This is a genomic window from Telluria sp. BA11 (genome assembly GCF_056680305.1).
Genome location: NZ_CM155275.1, coordinates 2,147,149 through 2,165,677, shown reverse-complemented (window position 1 = coordinate 2,165,677; position 18,529 = coordinate 2,147,149). Strand labels below are relative to the sequence as shown.

Annotated in this window: 15 protein-coding genes; 14 read left to right on the top strand and 1 reads right to left on the bottom strand. The window is 59.8% G+C overall.

Annotated elements, in window-relative coordinates; translation table 11 throughout:
- Positions 1 to 1,047, top strand: coding sequence for a DUF4123 domain-containing protein (locus AC1MGT_RS09475; protein WP_499503971.1), 1,047 nt, complete (start codon positions 1 to 3; stop codon positions 1,045 to 1,047).
- Positions 1,044 to 1,613: a T6SS effector BTH_I2691 family protein gene (locus tag AC1MGT_RS09470; protein ID WP_499503970.1), complete on the top strand. Its 570-nt coding sequence runs from the start codon at positions 1,044 to 1,046 to the stop codon at positions 1,611 to 1,613. The genes AC1MGT_RS09475 and AC1MGT_RS09470 overlap by 4 nt, the downstream gene beginning before the upstream one ends.
- Here the strand turns inward: AC1MGT_RS09470 and AC1MGT_RS09465 are convergent.
- Positions 1,610 to 2,697, bottom strand: a protein-coding gene (locus AC1MGT_RS09465; protein ID WP_499500801.1) for an IS3 family transposase whose coding sequence is annotated in 2 segments (ribosomal slippage) — positions 1,610 to 2,445 and positions 2,445 to 2,697 — 1,089 coding nt in all. Because the reading frame shifts where the segments join, the coding sequence is not laid out codon by codon here. The genes AC1MGT_RS09470 and AC1MGT_RS09465 overlap by 4 nt on opposite strands.
- 27 nt (positions 2,698 to 2,724) lie before the next feature.
- On the opposite strand from AC1MGT_RS09465, the gene AC1MGT_RS09460 reads away from it, so the two are divergent.
- From AC1MGT_RS09460 to AC1MGT_RS09405, 12 genes are all read left to right on the top strand, one after another.
- On the top strand, positions 2,725 to 5,157 hold the full coding sequence (locus AC1MGT_RS09460; RefSeq protein ID WP_499504275.1) for a T6SS effector BTH_I2691 family protein: 2,433 nt from the start codon (positions 2,725 to 2,727) through the stop codon (positions 5,155 to 5,157).
- Positions 5,154 to 5,936 (top strand): putative type VI secretion system effector, encoded by a 783-nt coding sequence (locus AC1MGT_RS09455; RefSeq protein WP_499503969.1) that lies wholly within the window; start codon positions 5,154 to 5,156, stop codon positions 5,934 to 5,936. Before AC1MGT_RS09460 ends, AC1MGT_RS09455 begins: the two co-directional genes overlap by 4 nt.
- 56 nt (positions 5,937 to 5,992) lie before the next feature.
- Positions 5,993 to 6,748, top strand: a complete 756-nt coding sequence (locus AC1MGT_RS09450; RefSeq protein ID WP_499503968.1) for a putative type VI secretion system effector — start codon at positions 5,993 to 5,995, stop codon at positions 6,746 to 6,748.
- 100 nt (positions 6,749 to 6,848) lie between these two features.
- A complete protein-coding gene (locus tag AC1MGT_RS09445; protein WP_499504274.1) occupies positions 6,849 to 7,100 on the top strand; it encodes a PAAR domain-containing protein in 252 nt (83 codons plus the stop codon).
- Between the two features lie 363 nt (positions 7,101 to 7,463).
- Positions 7,464 to 10,106 carry a leucine--tRNA ligase gene (gene leuS / locus AC1MGT_RS09440; RefSeq protein WP_499503967.1) on the top strand — a complete coding sequence of 881 codons (2,643 nt, stop codon included), beginning with the start codon at positions 7,464 to 7,466 and terminating at the stop codon, positions 10,104 to 10,106.
- On the top strand, positions 10,106 to 10,675 hold the full coding sequence (locus AC1MGT_RS09435; protein ID WP_499503966.1) for an LPS-assembly lipoprotein LptE: 570 nt from the start codon (positions 10,106 to 10,108) through the stop codon (positions 10,673 to 10,675). The genes leuS and AC1MGT_RS09435 overlap by 1 nt, the downstream gene beginning before the upstream one ends.
- Before the next feature lie 3 nt (positions 10,676 to 10,678).
- Entirely contained in the window at positions 10,679 to 11,692 is a 1,014-nt protein-coding gene (holA, locus tag AC1MGT_RS09430; RefSeq protein WP_499503965.1) for a DNA polymerase III subunit delta, read from the top strand.
- Positions 11,693 to 11,773: 81 nt separating this feature from the next.
- Positions 11,774 to 13,039 carry a glutamate-5-semialdehyde dehydrogenase gene (locus tag AC1MGT_RS09425; RefSeq protein ID WP_499503964.1) on the top strand — a complete coding sequence of 422 codons (1,266 nt, stop codon included), beginning with the start codon at positions 11,774 to 11,776 and terminating at the stop codon, positions 13,037 to 13,039.
- A 25-nt stretch (positions 13,040 to 13,064) separates the two neighbouring features.
- Entirely contained in the window at positions 13,065 to 13,478 is a 414-nt protein-coding gene (locus AC1MGT_RS09420; protein WP_499455843.1) for a CopD family protein, read from the top strand.
- A gap of 91 nt (positions 13,479 to 13,569) precedes the next feature.
- The gene (locus tag AC1MGT_RS09415; RefSeq protein WP_499503963.1) at positions 13,570 to 14,772 is read left to right on the top strand and encodes a THUMP domain-containing class I SAM-dependent RNA methyltransferase; all 1,203 of its coding nucleotides are present in this window, start codon (positions 13,570 to 13,572) and stop codon (positions 14,770 to 14,772) included.
- Between the two features lie 14 nt (positions 14,773 to 14,786).
- Complete coding sequence (locus AC1MGT_RS09410; RefSeq protein WP_499503962.1) at positions 14,787 to 16,070, top strand: multidrug effflux MFS transporter; 1,284 nt, start codon at positions 14,787 to 14,789, stop codon at positions 16,068 to 16,070.
- 343 nt (positions 16,071 to 16,413) lie between these two features.
- Positions 16,414 to 18,528 carry an HDOD domain-containing protein gene (locus AC1MGT_RS09405; RefSeq protein WP_499504273.1) on the top strand — a complete coding sequence of 705 codons (2,115 nt, stop codon included), beginning with the start codon at positions 16,414 to 16,416 and terminating at the stop codon, positions 18,526 to 18,528.
- Position 18,529 lies beyond the last annotated feature (1 nt).

The following is an 18,529-nucleotide window of genomic DNA, read 5'->3' as shown; positions in this document are numbered from 1 at the left end:
ATGCGTAATCTGGAGCCTGGACAATCCCTTTGTTTCGACAGCGTAGCCACATCACCTGCTGTCGATGAAAACGCGCGCATTGCATCGCTGAACGTCTTCCTCAAGGAGTGGTTCGGGCGGCACCGCGACATGCACTGCTACCTCGCCATCGACCCCAGTCAGCGGGATTGGACAAGCGACGATGCCGATGGCAAGCCGCAGTTGTCCGAGCTGCATCGGGTTGATGTGGACATCGATCATGGTGCCTTTCCCGAAGCGCATCGTCCCTATCTTCTAAAACTTGATTTGGCGACGCCGATCGGTGTGAATGCGCTGGCGCACAGTGTACGTGTGGCATACGAAGACCGGCGGCCGGAATCCATGGCCGAGGGTCTCGGCCAACGCGTCGGTGGCTGGCTGGGGAGCCGTGCTTCTCCTGAAGAAGTCGCCATGTACTGGTCCAGGCTTGCGCTTCAGTGTGATGACAACAGACGCACCTGCGTGCTGCGGTTCTATGATTCGCGTGCCATGGCATTGATCTGGGGAACCCTGTCGCGAATGCAGCGGCAAGCCATGCTCGGGCCGGTGCGGGCATGGCATGTCCTCGACGCAAGTGCCACGCCGAAACTTCATTTAGCGTCGTCAGAACCGCGTCCGGACTTCGTATTGTCGGCCGCACAGTGGCAGAAGATCCATCGGCACGGTTTCGTTAATCGGGCGCTTGCACTGCACGCGCGGGCATGTTGCCGCCAGCCGGCGCCTGGCGAAATCGAGACTGCTATTGCTGCCGCTGAGCGCGCCGAGCGATACCGGTTGACCGACCGTGATGACTGGGTGGCGTTTATTGGCCATGCGTTGACATGGCACCCACAGTTCGACTTGCATCCGAAGGTATTGCTGCTTCTCGAAAACAAGGCTGACGACGATTTCTATACCAGCGTGATTGGGCAGCTGACTGCAGACGACATCGACGAGATACAGCACGGTTCCTGGCATGAGCACCTGGCTGCTCTGGCACCCGCAAAAGCGCAGCACGCGCATGGCATTGACTACGACGACAACGTATGACAACCAATAACCAGACATGCAAGAACTGCGAAAAAACCGGCCTCCCGATCCTGCCAGTGCGCTATAGCGTTTTACCCAACAAGGTAAAAGCCACTTTGCCCGCAGGAATCGGCGGCGCACGGGTAACGGATGTCGCGCTGGATGCACACCACTACGGATTACGCACACTACGTGAGGGCTGGATCTACCTCTTCTATGAAGTTGGCGCGCGCGGCAGTCGGTATTGGGAAGTGTACAAGGTAACGTCAGATGGACGCCTGTGGAAGCAGAGCTTGCCACTGCCGCGGGAACTGGTAATCCATCCAAGCTGCGCGCGCGGCGCGATGACAGTGCCGATGGATATCATTGCCATCGAACGACCGGAAAAGTGTACCGGCCGGGTATTCATTGCGTTCTCGGCGCACGCCTGGCACAAGGACGTCCTCGATCGGTATGCCTCGGATGCGGCATTGATGCAGGCCCGGATGCAATTCATCAAGCCATCGGAATGGGTCGCAAGTGGTGCCGATGCCAACGGACATGCGGTAATCCCCCCATTTTTAGAGCACGCTAAAAGTAGAGGTTAAGCGGCGAGCGCCAATTTCTGTTTTGGCGTAATACCGCCGAGCGCCATGTTAGGCCGGTCGTGATTGTAGGTCCACAACCAGTTGGTGGCAAATTCCTGAACTTCATCGAGCGTTTCAAACAGGTGATGGGCAAGCCAATCATAGCGAACCGTCCTGTTGTAGCGCTCGACGTAAGCGTTTTGCTGGGGCTGGCCAGGCTGAATGAAATCGATGCGGATACCGTGCCTGGCAGCCCAGGCTAGCGTCACCGCGCTGATGTATTCGGGACCGTTATCGCAGCGGATGGCGTCCGGTTTGCCACGCCATTCGATGATCCGGTCGAGCGATCGAATCACCCGTTCAGATGGCAGCGAGAAATCGACTTCGATCCCGAGGCCTTCGCGGTTGTAGTCGTCGATGACGTTGAACAGCCGGATACTGCGTCCATCGGCAAGCTGGTCATGCATGAAGTCCATCGACCAGCACTGATTGATCGCCGTCGGCACCGCCAACGGCAGCGGCTTCTCGCGTACCAGCCGATGGCGCGGCTTGATGCGCAGGTTCAGCTCGAGCTCGCGGTAAATCCTGTAGACGCGCTTGTGGTTCCATTTGAAGCCCTTCACGTTGCGCAGGTACAGGAAGCACAGTCCAAAGCCCCAGTTGCGCTGGTTATTTGTCAGCCGTACCAGCCAGTCCGCGATCACGCCGTTCTCGGCATCGAGCTTGGCCTTGTAGCGATAGCAGGTCTGACTGATGTGAAATGCCTGGCATGCCAGGCCTATCGTGGCTGACCGGTTCGCCACGGCCCACTGCGCCATCTCCCGCCGCTGAGATGGCGCTACCACTTTTTTGTGAGTGCCTCCGCAACGATCTCGGCCTTGAGGCGCTCCTCGGCATACATCTTCTTGAGGCGCCGGTTCTCGTCCTCGAGCTCCTTCATGCGCGCCATGAGCGACGCGTCCATGCCGCCGAACTTGGACCGCCACTTGTAGAACGTGGCGTTGCTGATGCCGTGCTCGCGGCACAGCTCAGGGACCGGGCTGCCGCCTTCGGCTTGCTTGAGGATGGCGATGATCTGGCTGTCGGTAAAACGGGACGTCTTCATGTAGAGCTTTCTGTTCTTAAGTAGAAAATTCTACTTCTAAACGCGCTCTTTCTGTGGGGGGATTACCATGCCATCGTCGCCACTGAGAAGGTAGTGGACAGTATTGTTGAATACATGCCCGGTTTCGACCCGAGACTACTTGCTCTTCCCGATGAAAAGCAGTCGTTCAGTGACCAGAAAGGTGGTTACAACGAAGGCTTGTTAAAGCATGAGGTGTCACGCTACCACCCGTTCATTAGGCAGGCATCACCTGCCTCAGCGAGTCGGGCGCTTGTGAAGCTGATGAATCAGATCGGCGCAACTGGTGCGGATCCCGGCGGCGATGCCTCGCATTGTCCGCCGATGATGCTTGCGCTGTGGGACGGCATTGGCATTGTGCATGAGCTGAATGGTTTTCGTGGCGACCCCGTCTCATGGCTCGATCTGTACGTCACAAAGGAACGTGCGTTACAGGTCGGCGCACTGCAAAGCATCGACGCCGCATATGCGATTGTCCAGTCACGCACGAATCATGAGGTAAAAGGCCGGGAAACGACGGCGCGAAACGCCCATTCGACGACTGCGCTTGCGCAACCAATGGCGCAAGGTGCGCTCGACGCGCAACGCGCCCGGACGTTGGCCGGTGCTGCCCCGCATCGGGTTGCGCAGGTCAACGCCTACTACGACGACATGAACTGGATGGCCGCCAACAAGATTCCCGGTACCTGCCAGAACAAGCTGATCCGGCTAAGTCAGTCGACATCGGCTGGTAATGCGAACTCAAGCGTGCCTTACACCGGTACCTATCGCGATGAGACCTTGAACGACGCGCGGAATTACCTGAAAGTACAACCTGGCGCGCATGACCGGAATGTGGCGAAGACCTTCGATTACAACTGGTCAAAGTACGAAGTCCTGCTCAAGCGCCAGGAGATTGAGCGCTTTCGGGCGCAATACAAGGCGCTTCAATCCGCAGTTTTCGACCTGCAAGAGTCACGTAGTGCGGATGTCGGCAAATGGCTGCAGGCAAAGCTCTTTCTCGATACGCTCGAAGATTATCAGTCGCCGGATATGCTTGACGCTGCCGCGTTCGAGATCACCATCACCGATGCGATTGCAGGCCTCGGTTCCACGCCAAAAGGTAAGCAAATCCTTGATGCGCTTGTCACCCAGTGGGATCCACTCCAACCGGGGAGCATCATCTGGCGTGTGTTTGCCATGAACCAGAAAGATGCCCGGCAAGAGCTTGGCAAGTTATTGAAGGCGGCATTGGCGAAAAAGAACATGCCGCTGGAATCGGCCCAGGCAGGCACCAGCAACAGCCCTGGCGTTGAAGCAGTATTTTCGGCTGCGGCAATGATCGGAAAACTCAGCGGTTATTACGGGAAGCTCTCAGCGCTGGCACTCGAAACCGATCCCAAGAAAATATCACCGATAGGCGCATTGCTCAAACGCCTTGGAGTTGACACATTTGGCATGACTGTCGGCGACGCGATCTTTAAACAATTCCGGATCAATCAGATTGGCGATTTTGTTGGAGAGAAGATTATTCAAAGTGTCTTCCTTCAGCGATCCGGTATTTCTTACGTGGACGCGATGAAATTGGTGCGTCAGCAGGCAAAGCTGGAGATGTTGAGCCGCCGTGAAACAGTCGAGCGGTTGGTAAGAACCCGCTCTATATTGCGCGCCGATGCACCGACTCAAGTGCCGAGGTCGACACTGGCTCTGTATGACGTGTGGGACGAAATGCAGTCGACTGACGATGGCGTGAAAGCACTGAGATCAAGTCGAATTGCGGTAGTTGCCGCATTAATGGAGGCAGTAAATTTCTACAAGATCATGACGGCTGCAACGGATGAAGATACTGAGTTGAAACTGATTCAGTCGGGAGCATCGTTGCTGTCGTCGCTCATCACGATCACGATGACGCCTTTTTATGTAGCTTTGAAAGATTCTGTTCGCTCGCAGAGTTGGAAACTAGTGGGTGGAGGGCTTAGCAGTTTTGGGACATTTATATCTACCTGGATAGCCGGGGAGAAAACGATCAAGCTGTGGAATGAAGGAAAAATGGATTTAATGGGAATTTACGCATTAAAAAGTGTAGCTGGTTTCTGCTCAGGCGGTGCAATTTTAGTTGAAGCGACGAGTACTGCAGCACCTCTGCTCAGGAAAATCGCGAACCGATATGGAACGATTATTGTCATTGAAGCTGTGGAGACAGTCACAAAACGGGCGATTGCTTTGGCAGCAATTCGCTACTTTACGTGGCTGACAGGTTGGGAAGCGATGATATTTTTAATTGTAATCGAAGCAATGGCCGCTTGGCTCACTCCAACCGAATTGGAAGAATGGTGTTCACGATGTGTTTTCAGTGCCGGAAAAGCACCAGGAATAATCGTTATAAACAGTAACGTCACCCTTTATTCAGACCCTTCTAAACAAGAGAAGGATTTTTTCAACGCTATGACCTCATTATTATGAAAAACGAAGATCATTACGATTTCATTTTATTGCCGGCAGGAAAAATATCAAAGCTAAGATGCTACACTCGTGAACATGATTTCATAACTACCAGAGATGAACATATACAAATCGGCATAACTGCGATAGTAGCCACAGCAATGGGGATGGGTGCACAAGCTGCCGGCATGGTGGGCTCAGCCGGGAATAAAGCTGAAAAAGCGCACTGGCTGGAATTTGAACTTGACGGTAAAAAAATACAAGGTTGGGTTTGGAAGATGCCTTTGGGTACTGGGGATAATGTCGAAGTTGTTGCTCGACATACTGGAGGCAATTGCTACACAGCTTATGCAATAAAGCGCGTTGATGACGGCTTGGTTGCCGCTTACCCTCACGTGATTGCTGGAAGGAAGGTCCTGTATCGTAACTCGGTAAGAGGTTGGTTATGGTTCTCAGTTATCTGTTTTTTATTGCCTATCTTATTTTTTATGATAGAAATCGGGGTGAGCGCATTGTTTGACGAAAAAATGTGGAGCTTTATGAAAATGTGGGTTGTAGTTTGTCCTGTGGTAATTGCAGTAATAGCCTTTAGAATTTCAAGGATGTATATGGAGTCTGTTTATATGGCCGAAGATATATTCAGTACATTCGGCTGGCCAGATGTAGAAAAAATCGATCTGCGAAAGACTTCCAAAGAGAATCCAGGGGACTACAAAATCCCTGGATTCGGTGAACATTATTTTCGTTATAAAGCTAAAGTGGCATCCGGATATAGCATGAATTTATCAGGCCGGAAATAAAATGATCTTCTTCAGGAGCCTGACTCGTCTGATTTTGACTAAGCCATGTTTGAGCTATGATGAAAAGAGATGACCCTCACGATTCTCTGTTGTTGCTAAAAGGGAAAATATCAAAGCTCAGATGCTACACACGTGAACATGATTTCATATCGACCACAGATCAACATAAGCAAATTGGAATAACTGCAATAATCGCCACAGCGATGGGAATGGGTGCACAAGCTGCAGGCATGGTGGGCTCAGCCGGGAATAAAGCTGAAAAAGCCCACTGGCTAGAGTTTGAACTTGATGGTAAAAAAATACAAGGCTGGATTTGGGTGATGCCTTTGGGTACTGGGGATAATGTCGAGGTCGTTGCTGAACATACCGGGGGCCTTTGTTATACAGTTTATGCAATAAGACGCGTTGATGACGGCTTGGTTGCTGCTTATCCGCATGTGATTGCGGGAAGGAAAGTCCTTTATCGGAACTCGGTGAGAGGCTGGCTATGGTTCTCAGTTATCGCAATTCTGTTATATGTGTTCGATTCCGTGATCGAAATGGGTTTGAGTATTTTGCTTGAGGAAGATACGTGGCATTTCATGACGCTGTGGGTCGTAGTTTGTTTTGTGACGATTGGGCTAATCGCCTTCAGAATTTCCAGGATGTATATGGAATCTGTCTGTATGGCCGAAGCGATATTCAGGACATTTGGCTGGCCAGATGTGGAAAAAATTGATCTGCGAAAGACTTCCAAGGCGAATCCAGGTGAGTACAAAATTCTTGGTTTCGGCGAACGTTATTTTCGTTATAACATCCCAGTAGCAACCTGATGCAGCGTAGATTTGTCAGGGCTGGAAATAAACGAATCTTATTTGGGAGCCTTATTCGTCTGAATTTGGCCAAGCCATGATAACTAATCTCTCAATCATCATGATCAATCTGATACGACTAGGAGACGACACCGACCACGGTGGGAAAGTCATCACCGCTTCGTCGACAATGCGATTCGACAACCGTTCAGTGGCGCGCAAGGGCGATGAAGTGTCATGCCCGCAGCACCCTGGCGTAAAACCGAACGTCATTCAAGAAGGCGATGAATCGATGACGGATGATGGTGCGCCGATTGCCCGGCACGGTCATCGCGCCACCTGCGGTTGTTGCCTGATCTCCAGCTTGGCGTAATGTGGCGGTCAGTTGCCAGCGCAATCTGCGTCGCATGCTCTGCCTGAGCTGCAGCGGTGCTGGGCAAACTGATGTGTCCAGATGGCGCAGCTTGATGGAACAAGCTGATCGGCAGTTCGCCAATGCACTTGCCCCACCAATTTTGACAATACTGAACTGATCTTTAGTGCAGGATGCAGGTTGCAGGCAACATCGCCCGCCAGCAAACTAGCGCTGCCATCCTCTGGCGCTTCGCTCAAGGCAGCAGTCAGCTGACAGGGGCCCCACGCCGCCATCCCCAAGCCGCTCCCTCTCCACGCCGCACTGCAAATTGAACCAGCTATAATGCTCGGTTCCATCTCCCACATTACGTCTGCAGAAATCATGCAAGAAAAATATAGTCCAGCCGAAGTCGAACAGGCCGCCCAGGCCTACTGGAAATCGATCGACGCCTATAAAGCTGTCGAACACGATCCGCGTTTCCCGAAGGGCAAGTATTACGCCTGCTCGATGCTGCCTTACCCATCGGGCAAGCTGCACATGGGCCACGTGCGCAACTATACGATCAACGACGTGATGTACCGCTACCTGCGGATGAACGGCTACAACGTTCTGATGCCGATGGGCTGGGATGCCTTCGGCATGCCTGCCGAAAACGCGGCGATGGCCAACAACGTGCCGCCGGCCGAGTGGACCTATTCGAACATAGCCCACATGCGTGGCCAGATGGAGTCGATGGGCTTGGCGATCGACTGGTCGCGCGAGATGACCGCCTGCAAGCCGGACTACTACAAGTGGAACCAGTGGATGTTCCTCAAGATGCTCGAGAAGGGCATCATCTACCAGAAGACCGGCACCGTGAACTGGGACCCGGTCGACCAGACCGTGCTGGCCAACGAGCAGGTCGTCGACGGCCGCGGCTGGCGTTCGGGCGCGCTCATTGAAAAGCGCGAAATCCCGATGTACTACGTGCGTATCACCGAATACGCCGACGAACTGCTCGACCATGTCGACAACAAGCTGCCAGGCTGGCCCGAGCGCGTGCGCACGATGCAGGCCAACTGGATCGGCAAGTCGACCGGCGTGCGCTTCGCGTTCCCGCACACGATCGCCGACGACACCGGCGCGCCAATCGACGACGGCAAGCTGTACGTCTTCACCACGCGCGCCGACACGATCATGGGCGTGACCTTCTGCGCCGTGGCACCGGAGCACGCGCTGGCCCAGCACGCCGCAAAGAACAACCCGGCGCTGCAGCAATTCATCGCCGAATGCAAGCTCGGTTCCGTCATCGAAGCCGACATGGCGACGATGGAAAAGAAGGGCATGCCGACCGGCCTGTTCGTCACCCATCCCGTGACCGGTGAACAGATCCCGGTCTGGGTCGGCAACTACGTCCTGATCACCTACGGCGATGGCGCCGTGATGGGCGTGCCGGCGCATGACGAACGCGATTTCGGCTTCGCCAAAAAATACAATCTGCCGATCAAGCAGGTCGTGGCCGTCGAAGGCCAGGAATTCTCGCTCGACGCCTGGCAGGAGTGGTACGGCGACAAGGACAACGGCCGCACGATTAACTCGGGCAAGTACGACGGTCTCGATTACACCTCGGCCGTCAACGCGGTCTCGGGTGAACTGGCAAGCCAGGACCTGGGCGCCAAGAAGGTCACGTTCCGCTTGCGCGACTGGGGCATCTCGCGCCAGCGCTACTGGGGCACGCCGATCCCGATGATCCACTGCGCCGAGTGCGGCATCGTGCCGGTGCCAGAAGCCGACCTGCCGGTCGTGCTGCCCGAGCACCTGGTCCCGGACGGCACCGGCAATCCGCTGAACAAGGACGAAGCGTTCCTCAAGTGCGACTGCCCGACCTGCGGCAAGCCTGCGCGCCGCGAAACCGACACGATGGACACGTTCATCGATTCGTCGTGGTACTACATGCGCTACACGTCGCCGGGTTCCAACAACGCGATGGTCGACGAGCGCAACGATTACTGGATGCCGATGGACCAGTACATCGGCGGCATCGAACACGCCGTCATGCACCTGCTGTACGCGCGCTTCTGGACCAAGGTGATGCGCGACTTCGGCCTGGTCAAATTCGACGAGCCGTTTGTGAACCTGCTCACGCAGGGTATGGTGCTCAACGAGACCTACTACCGCGAAGCCGCATCGACCAAGAAGACCTGGTTCAACCCGGCCGACGTCGAGCTGACCTTCGATGACAAGGGCCGCCCGCAAAGCGCGGTGTTGAAGGCCGACGGCCAGCCGGTGGAAATCGGCGGCACCGAAAAGATGTCGAAGTCCAAAAACAACGGCATCGATCCGCAAGCGCAGATCGAGCAGTACGGCGCCGATACCGCGCGCCTGTTTACGATGTTCGCGTCGCCACCCGAGCAGACGCTCGAGTGGTCGAACAGCGGCGTCGAAGGCGCCAGCCGCTTCCTGCGCCGCGTGTGGGCCTTCGGTTACGCGCAGCGCGCGCGCATTGCTGCGGCACTGACCGGTGAAGTGCAGGGCACGCACACCGATGCGCAGAAAACGCTGCGCCGCGAAGTGCACAAGATCCTGCAACAGGCGGACTACGACCTGAAGCGCATCCAGTACAACACCGTGGTCTCGGCGTGCATGAAGATGCTCAACACGCTCGAATCGAGCAAGCTCGATGACAGTGCAGCGTCCAACGCCATCATCGCCGAAGGCTTCTCGATCTTCCTGCGTTTGCTGAACCCGGTCGCGCCGCACATCACGCACGCGCTGTGGCAGGAACTTGGCTTTGCCGGTGTCCATGGCGACCTGCTCAACGCCCCATGGCCGGAAGTCGATCCACAGGCGCTCGAACAGTCCGAGATCGACATGATGATCCAGGTGAACGGCAAGCTGCGTGGTTCGGTCAAGGTCGCAAAGGATGCCGACAAGGCGACCATCGAAGCGGCTGCGCTGGCCAGTGAAGCAGTGCAGAAGTTCATCGAAGGCACGCCGAAGAAGGTCATCGTCGTGCCGGGCAAACTTGTCAATATCGTGGTCTGATGATGAACATCTCGAACAACAACTACCTCGTCCGCGCCCTCGGTGCAGTTTTGCTGGTCGCGATGCTGGCAGGCTGCGGCTTCAAGCTGCGCGGCAGCGACGGCCAGTACAACGTGCCGTTCCAGAGTCTCTGGCTGTCGTTCAACGAAGCCTCGCCGCTGGGCACGGAGCTCAAGCGCAACCTGCGCGCGGGCGATAACCTGCGCATCGAGTCCGATGCGTCCAAGGCCGAGGCGTTGTTCGATGTGATCAGCGAGTCGCGCGGCAAGTCGATCCTGTCGCTCAACAGCCTGGGGCGCGTGCGTGAATACTCGCTGAGCTACACGCTGGTGTTCCAGGTGCGCGACGCCAACAACCGCCAGCTGCTGGCGCCGACCGAGATCACCCTGCGCCGCAATATCGCGTTCGATGAATCGCAGGTGCTGGCCAAGGAATCCGAAGAAGCGCTGCTGTACCGCGACATGCAGTCCGACCTGGTGCAGCAGATCCTGCGCCGTCTGGTGGCGATCAAGCCGCTGGCGCCCGTGACGGCGCCTGCGACGCCGGCAGCCGCCTTGCCGACGCCGTAAACGATGCAACTGCGGCTCGAAGCGCTCGACGGCCACTTGGCCAAGAACCTGGCGCAGCTGTACGTGATCGCCAGCGACGAGCATCTGCTGGCGCTGGAAGCGGCCGACCGCATCCGCAAGGCGGCGCGCGCGCAAGGCTATACCGAGCGCGATGTGCTGAGCGTGGAGCGCACCTTCAAGTGGGGTGAGCTGCTGGCGGCCAACCAGGCGCTGTCGCTGTTCGGCGACAAGAAGCTGATCGAGCTGCGCATCCCGACCGGCAAACCGGGCAAGGATGGCAGCGCCGCGCTGCAGGCCTATGCGAAAGACCTCAGCCCCGACAACCTGACGCTGATCACGCTGCCCAAGCTCGACTGGCAGACGGCCAAGGCATCGTGGGTGACGGCGCTGCAGCAGGCCGCGGTCTACATCGACATTCCGAACATCGAGCGCGCGCAACTCCCGGCCTGGATTGGCAACCGGTTGGCAGCGCAGGGCCAGAGCGCCGAGCGCCAGAGCCTGGACTTCATCGCCGACCGTGTCGAAGGCAATCTGCTGGCGGCGCACCAGGAGATTCAAAAGCTCGGCCTGCTCCACGAGCCGGGCAAACTCACGTTCGAGCAGGTGCACGACGCCGTGCTGAACGTGGCGCGCTACGACGTGTTCAAGCTGTCCGAGGCCATGCTCACGGGCGACACGGCGCGCCTGGTGCGCATGCTCGAAGGCCTGAAGGGCGAAGGTGAGGCGCTGCCGCTGGTCTTGTGGGCGGTGGCCGAAGAAATCCGCACGCTGCTAAAATTGAAGAGCGGGATGAGTCAGGGCAGGCCACTGAATGCCCTGCTCAAGGAATACCGGATCTGGGGGCCGCGCGAGCGGATGATGGAGCCGGCGCTGCGCCGCGTGTCGCTCGCGACACTCGAAGCGGCGCTGCAAGAAGCGGCGCAGGTCGACCGTATGGTCAAGGGCTTGCGCGCCAAAAAATTCGCGGGCGACGCGTGGGATGCGATGTTGCAGCTGGCGTTGCGGGTGGCGCGGTAAGGCTCTCGCAGTAGAGCCTTGGCTCGACGCCGATGAACATCGCCGCCTTGCGCGAGCCAGGTTAATGCAATGGGAAACTCGATGGACATTACCGCACACATGCACACGCTGGGCCAGCAAGCCCGCGCCGCCGCGCGCGCCATGGCACGCGCCGACACCGCCACCCGCAACCGCGCCCTGCACCTGATTGCCGATGCGATCGAGCGCGACGCCGACCTGCTGCGCGCCGCCAATGCCCGTGACCTCGAGGCCGCCCAGGCGGCAGGTCTGGCCCCGGCACTGATGGACCGCCTGGCATTGTCCGACGCGGCGATTTCGACGATGGTCGCCGGCCTGCGCCAGATCGCCACCTTGCCCGATCCGGTCGGCGAAATCTCGAACATGAAAGTGCGCCCGAGCGGCATCCAGGTCGGCCAGATGCGCGTGCCGCTGGGCGTGATCGGCATCATCTACGAAGCGCGCCCGAACGTGACGGTCGATGCGGCGGGCCTGTGCATCAAGAGCGGCAATGCGGCGATCCTGCGCGGCGGCTCGGAAGCGATCCACTGCAACCGCGCGCTGGCCAAACTGGTCGCCGAAGGCCTGGCTGGCGCCGGCCTGCCGCAGGCGGCAGTGCAGGTGGTCGACACGGTCGACCGCGCCGCCGTCGGTGCGCTGATCACGATGCCGCAGTACGTGGACGTCATCGTCCCGCGCGGCGGCAAGGGCCTGATTGCGCGCCTGATGGCCGAAGCCACGGTCCCGATGATCAAGCACCTCGATGGCATTTGCCACGTCTACATCGACGACAAGGCCGACATCGACAAGGCGCTGGCCATCGCGTTCAACGCCAAGTGCCACCGCTACGGCACCTGCAACACGATGGAAACGCTGCTGGTTGCGCGCGGCATCGCCCCGACCGTGCTGCCGCGCCTGGCCGAACTGTATGCGACCAAGTCGGTTGAGCTGCGCGCCGATCCGGAAGCGTTCGCGATCCTGGCCGGTTATCCGCATCTGGTCGCGGCAACGGAAGAAGACTGGTCGACCGAATACCTGGCGCCGATCCTGGCCGTGAAGGTGGTGGCCGGCATCGACGAGGCGATGGACCACATCGACGCGTACTCGTCGAAGCACACCGAATCGATCGTCACCGAAGACCACAGCGGCGCGATGCGCTTCTTGCGCGAAGTCGACTCGGCGTCGGTGATGATCAATGCGTCGACGCGCTTTGCCGATGGCTTCGAATACGGCCTGGGCGCCGAGATCGGCATCTCGAACGACAAGCTGCACGCACGCGGCCCGGTGGGCCTGGAAGGCCTTACGTCGCTCAAGTATGTCGTGTTCGGGCACGGCGAAGTCCGCAACTGAATTCAACGTTTACCACAAGGAAAGCATGTACCTCTGGATCAAAGCACTGCACATCGTCTTCATTGCGTCCTGGTTCGCCGGCCTGTTCTACCTGCCGCGCCTGTTCGTCAACCTGGCCGAGGAAACCAACCCCGCAGCGCGTGACCGCCTGCTGGGCATGGCACGCCGGCTGTACCGCTTCTCGATGATCCTGTCGGTGCCAGCGGTGCTGCTGGGCGCGTGGCTGTGGCTGGGCTACGGCATCCAGGGCGGCTGGCTGCACGCGAAACTGCTGCTCGTGTTCCTGACCATCGGCTACCATCACATGTGCGGCGGCATCCTCAAGAAATTCGAGCGCGGCGTCAATACGCGCAGCCACAAATGGTATCGCTGGTTCAATGAAGTGCCCGTCGTGCTGATGCTGGCGATTGTCATCCTGGTGACCGTCAAGCCGTTCTAAACCTGCATTTTTTGTATTGCTGCGTCATCGGCCCGGGCTGGTGGCGCGTTTAATTTTTCATCGTTTCATCAACGGACAAAGGGTACCCCTCATGGCTTCCTATTTTTGCCCATGCCCACGCGGCATGGAAGCGGCGCTGGCCGAAGAAATCGGCGAGATCGCCGCACAAAGCACCACGCTGAAAGTGCACAACCAGGTGCCCGGCGGCGTGCACTGCTCGGGCACAATGCAGGATGCCTGGCTGCTCAACCTGCATTCGCGCATCGCCTCGCGTGTGCTGATGCGCATGGCCCAGCGCAGCTATACCACCGAAAACGACATCTACGACCTGGTGCTCGAGCAGACCTGGGAAGACTGGTTCGGCCCCGATCACACGATCCGCGTCGACGTCACAGCCGTCAAGTCGCCGCTGCGCAGCCTTGAATTCACGACGCTCAAGATCAAGGACGCGATCTGCGACCGCTTCCGCGACCAGTACGACAAGCGCCCGTCGGTCAACACGCGCGAACCGGACATGCGCATCGTCGGTTTTCTGGACGCCCGCAACTTCATCGTCTACCTCGACACCTCGGGCGAAGCGCTGTTCAAGCGCGGCTGGCGTGAAGAGACGGGCGACGCGCCGCTGCGCGAGAACCTCGCCGCGGGTCTGCTGCGCGTGTCGGGCTGGAAGCCGGGCGTGCCGCTGTTCGACCCGATGTGCGGCTCTGGCACCATCCTGGTCGAAGCGGCCCAGATGCTGCAAGGGATTCCGTCCGGCGCGCGCCGCAGCTTCGCCTTCGAAAAATTCGCCGACCACGACCGTCAGGCCTGGGCCGCGATGAAAGCGGCGGTCAAGCCGAACGTGCTGCCGCAGGAGCCAACCATCTTCGGCTCCGACATCTCGGGCGACATGGTCGAAATGACGCGCCATAACCTGAAGATCGCCGGCATCCTGTTCGACGTGCCGCTCAAGCAGATCGAAGCGCAGCACGTGTCGGCGCCGACGAGCGAGCCGGGCATTCTCTTGACCAACCCGCCGTACGGCGAGCGGATCGGCGTGCGCGGCGACAGCACCGTGCCGCAGGACGACATGGCGGCCGGCTTCTACGCCGCGTTCTCCACGACGCTCAAGCAGCGCTTTGCCGGCTGGACCGCCTATCTGTTCACGGCCGACCTGGGCCTGCCGAAAATGCTGCGCCTGAAAGAGTCGCGCAAAACCCCGTTCTTCAATGGCGCGCTCGAATGCCGCCTGTTCCGTTTCGACATGGTGGCGGGCTTCAACCGCCGCGAGGAAGCCAAACCAAAGCAGGACTGACCCGGAACCGCCCCATGCTGCCAGAACCATCCGATCTGCCCAAGGACCCCGTCACCCCCGTGCCGGCGCCGCCGCCCCACAAGATCGCGATGCTCTCGGCGGGCGGACTGGCAACGCTGCTGGCAGCGCTGTCGATGCTGGGGCCATTCTCGATCGACGCCTACCTGCCGGCGTTCCCGCAGATCCAGGCCCAGCTTGCCGCCACGCCGCTGCAGGTCCAGCAAACCCTCACCGCCTACATGCTGGCCTTTGCCGTCATGGTGCTGTGGCATGGTGCGCTGTCCGATGCGTTCGGGCGCCGCAACGTGATCCTGGTGGCGCTGGTGGTGTTCGCGATCGGCAGCTTCGGCTGCGCCTCGGCGTCGTCGGTGGAATACCTGTGGGTGTTTCGCATCCTTCAGGGTGTGTCGGCCGGGGCCGGCGTGGTGGTGGGGCGCGCGATCATCCGCGATTTGTATTCGGATACCGCGGCGGCGCGTCTGCTGTCGATGGTCACGATGATCTTCTCGATCGCCCCGGCCATCGCGCCGGTGGTGGGCGGCTGGATCGTCACGCTGCTCGACTGGCGCGCGATCTTCCTGGCGCTGTCGGTCTACACCGTGCTGCTGTTCTGGTTCTGCTGGAAGCACCTGCCCGAGACGGTGCCGCCGACCGAGCGCCAGCCGTTCAATCCCCGTTTTCTGGCGCAGAGCTACGGCGCCATCTTCAGCTCGTTCCTGTTCCTGACGATGGCCGGCGTGACGGCGCTGAACTTCGCCGGCCTGTTCCTGTACATCGCCGCGGCGCCCGTCATGCTGCCCGAAAGCCTGGGCCTGGGCCCGTCCGAATTCGCGTGGCTGTTCGTGCCGACCGTGAGCGGCATTTTCTTCGGTTCGCTCGTTGCCAACCGGCTGGCCGGCAAGATGGACTTCGCGCGCCAGATCCGCATGGGCTTTTTCTTCATGCTGGGGGCCGTGACCTTCAACGTGGTCTACCACGCGTTCCTTCCGCCGGCCCTGCCGTGGACCGTGGCGCCGATGTTCTTCTTCACCTTTGGCAGTTCGCTGATCGCGCCTGGGGCGACGCTGCTGGCGCTCGACCTGTTCCCGCGCATCCGCGGCACGGTGGCGTCGTGCCAGTCGTTCATTCTGACGCTGCTGGGCGCGGTCGTGGCCGGCGCCGTCGCGCCGGCGCTGTCGCATTCGGTGCTGGCACTGGCGCTCGGCCAGGCATTCTTCGTGCTGTTGTCGCTGGCATGCTGGGATACCGCGCGGCGCCATCGCCGCAAGCTGCGCGCCCGGGGCGAACTGACACCCTGACCTTGCATTGAATGAGCATGAATTAGGGAAACAGTCGTATCGTTACAACAAGTTCTGGAGTGTGGCTGTGTTTACTCCCTGAGGAAGCCCGTTGCAACGAGTATTCCCGTAACTATTGTTCCTGATCAGAAATGTATATATGTTACGATACGTTTTTATCATCTGGAGCAGTTGGCAGACCTCTCGCCTGTTCCATGCACTGAAGTGCAGGGCGACGTGGCATGCCTGTTCGGGCGCGATCGCCACCTAATAGAACCCTTCGACAAGTGGCGCCGTGCTTGATAATACGCTCCTATCCGATCAGGATATTCGCAATCGCTTGCTGATCGCCCGGCTGCCGGCCATGCCGCAGATCCTGGTCAAGCTGATCGAGCACCTGCAGGCCGACGATCTCGGCATGCCGGAACTCGCCGCGCTGATTGCGAAGGATGCCGGCATGACGGCCAAACTGCTGGCGGTCGCCAACAGCTCGGCGTACCACCGCAGTACGCGCAGCGCCAACCTCGAACAGTCGCTGGTGGCACTGGGTACCGACATGATCAAGACGCTCGTGATCAGCGATTCGGTATTCCAGACCTTCAACAGCTTCCCGCATGCCGGCAGCATCGACTTGCGCGCGTTCTGGAAAAACTCCCTGACGGCCGCAGTGATTGCGCGCGATGCGGCGCGCATGCTCGACTACGTGCATCCCGAAGAAGCCTATCTGGCTGGCCTGCTGCACAATGTCGGCCGCCTGGCGCTGCTGGCCGCCGCGCCCAAGGAATACGCATTCAACTTCACCGCGCTCGATGACGAAGACCTGTGCGCGGTCGAGCAGCGCACGCTCCAGATCACCCACGCCGAAGCAGGCGCCTGGCTGATCGAACGCTGGCAGCTCGATTCGTTCCTGGCCGATGCAGTGCTGTATCACCACGAGCCGGGCGACCGCCTGGAAGGCAGTCATCTCCTGATCCGCATCGTGCGCCTGGCGCATGTGCTGACCTGCCACGCGCACGACGAGACGACGGTGCTGGACGCCTGCGCGCTGTGCGGGATCGACGCCGTGCGCACGGCGCACCTGATCGACGGCGCCGCGCGCCAGGTCGAGCAGGCCGCCGCGCATCTGGGCATCGATCTGGCGGGCGCCGACGACATCCCGCAGCCATCGGCCTATGCGCCGCCGCCGCCGGTCGACCCGGTGCAAAAGCGCCTGAACGAAGAAGTGCGCAATATGGTGCTGGTGTCCGAGGTCGGCCAGACCCTGGCGCGCCAGCAGGGCGAGTCGGGCCTGCTCGACGCGATGACGCGCACCGCCCGCATCCTGTTCGATTTCGAAAGCGCCGTCGTGCTGCTCGAGAACCCCACCGGCCACCTGTTGTCGGGCGCCCCGGCGCCGGGCGTGGCGCGCATCGCCGATTTCTCGGTGTCGCTGGCCAAGGGCGGCCCCGTGGCGCGCAGCGCGCTGGAGCGCCGGCCCGCGTTCGTGGGGGGCAACCGCCAGCAGCTTGGCCTGGCCGAAGAGCAGCTGCTGCGCATCCTTGGCACGGACAGCCTGGTGGTGGTGCCGCTGGTGGCCGGCGCGCGCTGCCTGGGCGTGCTGATTGGCGGCGTGCCGGCCTGGCAGCTGCCGCATTGCCAGCGCCGCGAGCGGTTCATGCAGGCTTTCGGCGCGCAGGCCGCCGGCGCTCTCGAGAACCTGCTGCTCGAACGCGGTCACGCACGCCGCCAGCTGGCCAACGTGGCCGAAGAATTCCGCGACGCGTCGCGCCGCGTGGTGCACGAAGTGAACAACCCGCTGGCGATCATCAAGAATTACCTGAGCATCCTGGATGGCAAGCTGGCGCGCCAGGAACCGGTGGGCGGCGAGCTGTCGATCCTGAACGAAGAGATCGACCGCGTGGGCCAGTTGATCGGCTCGCTGGCCGAACCGCAGGTGCCGGATGCCGGTCCGCGGCCTGTGGATGCCGCCCGCGTCGTCGACGATGTGCTGCGCCTGTTCCGCACCAGCGGCTTCGTGCCGGGCGGCGTGCAGATCGTGGCGCACATGGATGGCGACAGCGCGATCGAGGGCGACCCCGATGTCCTCAAGCAGATCCTGGTGAACCTGATCAAGAATGCGGTCGAAGCATTCGGGCCACAGCACAAGAACAGCGGCCGGATCGAGGTCGTCAACCGCGGCCACGTCAACCGTGAGCGCCACCTGTACGTCGAACTGGGCGTGAACGACAATGGCCCGGGCCTGTCGCGCGACGTGCTGGCCAACCTGTTCATGCCTGTAAAAAGCAGCAAGGAAGGCGCGCTCGATGGCGGCAAGCGCGGCCTGGGCCTGTCGATCGTCCATGGCCTGGTCAAGAAGATGGGCGGCCATATCGCCTGCCGCAGCGCCAGTTCCGGTACCTCGTTTGAAATACTCCTGCCGGCGTACAGCGGCGCTGGCAAGGCGCTCGCGCTGCCGGCGCGCGCGCTCGGTTCCGCCTGAC

Coding starts and splice junctions, on each gene's coding strand:
- AC1MGT_RS09475 (WP_499503971.1), top strand. CDS start 1: ATGCGTAATCTGGAGCCTGGACAATCCCTTTGTTTCGACAGCGTAGCC.
- AC1MGT_RS09470 (WP_499503970.1), top strand. CDS start 1,044: ATGACAACCAATAACCAGACATGCAAGAACTGCGAAAAAACCGGCCTC.
- AC1MGT_RS09455 (WP_499503969.1), top strand. CDS start 5,154: ATGAAAAACGAAGATCATTACGATTTCATTTTATTGCCGGCAGGAAAA.
- AC1MGT_RS09450 (WP_499503968.1), top strand. CDS start 5,993: ATGATGAAAAGAGATGACCCTCACGATTCTCTGTTGTTGCTAAAAGGG.
- AC1MGT_RS09445 (WP_499504274.1), top strand. CDS start 6,849: ATGATCAATCTGATACGACTAGGAGACGACACCGACCACGGTGGGAAA.
- leuS (WP_499503967.1), top strand. CDS start 7,464: ATGCAAGAAAAATATAGTCCAGCCGAAGTCGAACAGGCCGCCCAGGCC.
- AC1MGT_RS09435 (WP_499503966.1), top strand. CDS start 10,106: ATGATGAACATCTCGAACAACAACTACCTCGTCCGCGCCCTCGGTGCA.
- holA (WP_499503965.1), top strand. CDS start 10,679: ATGCAACTGCGGCTCGAAGCGCTCGACGGCCACTTGGCCAAGAACCTG.
- AC1MGT_RS09425 (WP_499503964.1), top strand. CDS start 11,774: ATGGACATTACCGCACACATGCACACGCTGGGCCAGCAAGCCCGCGCC.
- AC1MGT_RS09420 (WP_499455843.1), top strand. CDS start 13,065: ATGTACCTCTGGATCAAAGCACTGCACATCGTCTTCATTGCGTCCTGG.
- AC1MGT_RS09415 (WP_499503963.1), top strand. CDS start 13,570: ATGGCTTCCTATTTTTGCCCATGCCCACGCGGCATGGAAGCGGCGCTG.
- AC1MGT_RS09410 (WP_499503962.1), top strand. CDS start 14,787: ATGCTGCCAGAACCATCCGATCTGCCCAAGGACCCCGTCACCCCCGTG.
- AC1MGT_RS09405 (WP_499504273.1), top strand. CDS start 16,414: ATGCCGCAGATCCTGGTCAAGCTGATCGAGCACCTGCAGGCCGACGAT.